Annotated in this window: 5 protein-coding genes; all 5 read right to left on the bottom strand. The window is 50.6% G+C overall.

Annotation, left to right across the window (positions count from 1 at the left end):
- A partial coding sequence (locus HKN79_02895; GenBank protein ID NNC82498.1) for a hypothetical protein occupies positions 1-613 on the bottom strand: 613 nt, incomplete at its 3' end.
- 179 nt (positions 614-792) lie between these two features.
- The gene (locus HKN79_02900) at positions 793-1,305 is read right to left on the bottom strand and encodes a tetratricopeptide repeat protein (GenBank protein NNC82499.1); all 513 of its coding nucleotides are present in this window, start codon (positions 1,303-1,305) and stop codon (positions 793-795) included.
- The gene (locus HKN79_02905) at positions 1,302-1,889 is read right to left on the bottom strand and encodes a peptide deformylase (protein NNC82500.1); all 588 of its coding nucleotides are present in this window, start codon (positions 1,887-1,889) and stop codon (positions 1,302-1,304) included. The genes HKN79_02900 and HKN79_02905 overlap by 4 nt, the downstream gene beginning before the upstream one ends.
- Positions 1,890-1,950: 61 nt before the next feature.
- Positions 1,951-2,367: a Holliday junction resolvase RuvX gene (gene ruvX, locus HKN79_02910; protein NNC82501.1), complete on the bottom strand. Its 417-nt coding sequence runs from the start codon at positions 2,365-2,367 to the stop codon at positions 1,951-1,953.
- Between the two features lie 35 nt (positions 2,368-2,402).
- The coding region (locus HKN79_02915) for a hypothetical protein (protein ID NNC82502.1) at positions 2,403-2,921 on the bottom strand (519 nt) is incomplete at its 5' end.

A 2,921-nucleotide genomic window follows, 5' to 3' on the forward strand; every position in this document is an offset into this window, starting at 1 on the left:
GATTAATGATGCTCAGGTATTCGCGATAGGCATCGCGGTACTGGCCGGCATCCATGAAGTTCTGTGCTCTGCGGTATTTGGGCTCCAGAATGGCCGTGTTCTGAAGGATGTGTACATCCTTGTAGTCTGCATCGAGGCCCATGATCTCATCGAATCGGGTGCGGGCCTGATCGAAGTCCTCTTCATCCAAATAGGCCAGACCTTCTTCGTAGAGATCGTCCAGATAGTTGTTCTCCAACTGGGTATAGGTCATAAAGTAGTGATCGGGGATATCCAGATCCACTCCGTATTTCTTGACCTCCTTTTTGAAATCCTCTGCTATCTGGAAGCTATACACCGCCTCTTTCATACGCCCGAGTATGGATGAGCGATTGAACTCATCCAGCATATCATCCAGCACACGCTGACCGGCATTGCGCAATCCGGTGCGGGATTCCACATTGGTCATCTTCCGGGCCAGTGAGGCTTTATAGGCTTTGACGGCATCTTCGTACATACCGGCCTCTTCATACTTGAACCCGTCCTTCATCAAGGACTTGGAAGTGGTACATCCGATGCTCATCGATAGTAGGATGAGGAGTACCGTTCTGATCGTATTGGTCGAAATAGTCATACGCGGTCTTTCCCTTGAGGATTTCAAGGTCTGTGCCAAAGTATGATAAATGAAGAATCCCTATAGGATGAGCGTAGACAGCTTGTCTACATATTCTTCCACGGAAATTGGGGAAAAGTATCTGTGCTAAATCATAACGATATAAGCACATAAACACATGAATATCAGAGGGTATAGAACTACTGTCTGGAGTTCTTCTGATTGAAGAATTCGATGAGTTCCTCATCGGACATATGCAAGGTGACCAGACGGTCTTTGGCATTCTTTCCAAATACATGGTCGGGGTACTGCTCGGCCACGGCCTTGTACTTCTCCTCGGCCTTTTCCTTGTTCTTGAGCTCCACATCGTACATGAAGGCGATGAGGAATTTGGTCTCGATGATCTTTTCGAAATCCGGATAGCGAACCACGATGGTCTGGTAGTTCTCCAGTCCGCGCTCATACTCCTTGAGCTGTCGGGCGATATTGGCCGCTCTGTCCAAGAATTCCGGAGCCATCTCATGCTCTGGAAATTCCTCTGCGAACTGCTCATAATCGCCCATGAGGTCGCGGGCTATGTCCTCATCGAATTTCTTGTCCTTGTCGAACATAGCGATCTCCAACTGTTCGATCTGTCCGATACGCTCTGCAGCTGTGGTGCAGGCCATCGATCCAAGCAATAGGATCACTATCAGGAAATTCCTTGATCTCATCTCCTTTTCTTTTTTGCGAATCGCATCTTATACCGTGGCTCGATATTCCCGGTGGCGATATCATTGAGTTTCCCCTTGAGCAATCTTCTGCGGAAGGAACCGATACGGTCAGTGAAGAGTACGCCTTCTATATGATCATACTCATGCTGCACCACACGGGCTGCATAGCCGGTCAAGGTCTCTTCCTGCTCATTGAAATCAGCATCCAGGTAATTGATGGTGATGGTAGGCTCACGCTTCACGGCTTCTCTGATATCGGGGATACTGAGACAGCCTTCTTCGAATTCCCAGAGCTCTCCTTCTTCCTCGACCATCTCTGCATTGATGAAGACCCGCTTGAAATCCTTGAGGAATTTCCGCTCTTCTTCTTCCAGATTCTCATCTTCGGCAAAAGGGCTGGCATCCACGATGAAGAGACGTATGCTCTTACCTATCTGCGGAGCGGCCAGGCCTACTCCACTGGCCTCGTACATGGTCTCGAACATATCCTCGATCAGCCCTCCCAATTCGGGATGGTCGGGATCGATGGGTTCACAGATCTTCTTCAGAACCGGGTCACCGTATGCTACAATGGGTAAAGTCACCTTCAATCAAATCGGCCGCAAAAGTACGAAAAGGCAGTGCTGGGTTCTCAGAGAAATGTAGCTAAGAAGTGAGGCTGCGCAGATAGCCCTGTAGAATCAAGGCTGCGCTGGTCATGTCCAGATTCTCCTTCTTCTGGCGGTCCTTCTTCTTCATACCGAAATCCACCAGTGCCTGACCGGCCATGCTGGAAGTGAAGCGCTCATCGTAGAGACAGACCTGCTTTTCGGGATAGAGCATGTGCAGGCGCTCATTGAGCAAGCGCACGTTGGGTGTGATATCGGTGTCGCTACCATCCAAGGAGACAGGCAGACCGATGACGATGGTATCTACCTTCTCACGTTCGAAGAGCTTGGCCAGAAAGGTCTCCAAGTCCACGGCAGGAACGGTCTCCAGTGGGCTGGCGATCATCTTGAGTTCATCCGTGATAGCGATACCGCAGCGTTTGAGTCCGAAATCGATGGCGATGGCCTTTGACATGGGGTGAAGGTACGGGTTGGTCCGTAGACCCTATCCTATCCGAGTGAGAGACCGCCTTTCAGACGGACAGAATCGTCCCGTTCTATTCTTCCATGGATGATCCTGAATCCCTCGAAGGGGTCGTTGGCGCTGAGATAGGGTGCATCCAGATCGGCCACATCGCTGAGCGGTGCCAGGACGGAAGACGTGTAGATTCCCAGTGTAGATTCTGACATACAGCCCAGGACCTTTATGAATGGCCGACTATCCGTCTGCGAAGCTTGGAAGCGGAGCATGCGCTGCGCTTGGAGCAGACCACCACATTTCATGACCTTCACATTCACTCCGGCATAGACTTCGTGAAATTGGCCTAAGTCATCCTCATTCCGTATGGATTCATCTGCGATTATGGGAATGCTCACACGTTCCCCCAGCCAACGATGCCCTTCATGATCCGAGGCTTTCAAGGGCTGTTCCACGAGGCGGCAAGCAAAATCTTCCAAGGCTTCTATGAGTAGAGCAGCCTCTTCTCTATCTCTGCAGCCCTGATTGAGGTCCACTGCAAAGGGTAGATC

Source organism: Flavobacteriales bacterium (assembly GCA_013001705.1).
Lineage (GTDB): Bacteria > Bacteroidota > Bacteroidia > Flavobacteriales_D > JABDKJ01 > JABDLZ01.

Bases quoted from the DNA above. Each gene is read 5' to 3' on its own strand.
- ruvX (NNC82501.1), bottom strand. From the start codon at position 2,367: ATGTCAAAGGCCATCGCCATCGATTTCGGACTCAAACGCTGCGGTATC.
- HKN79_02900 (NNC82499.1), bottom strand. From the start codon at position 1,305: ATGAGATCAAGGAATTTCCTGATAGTGATCCTATTGCTTGGATCGATG.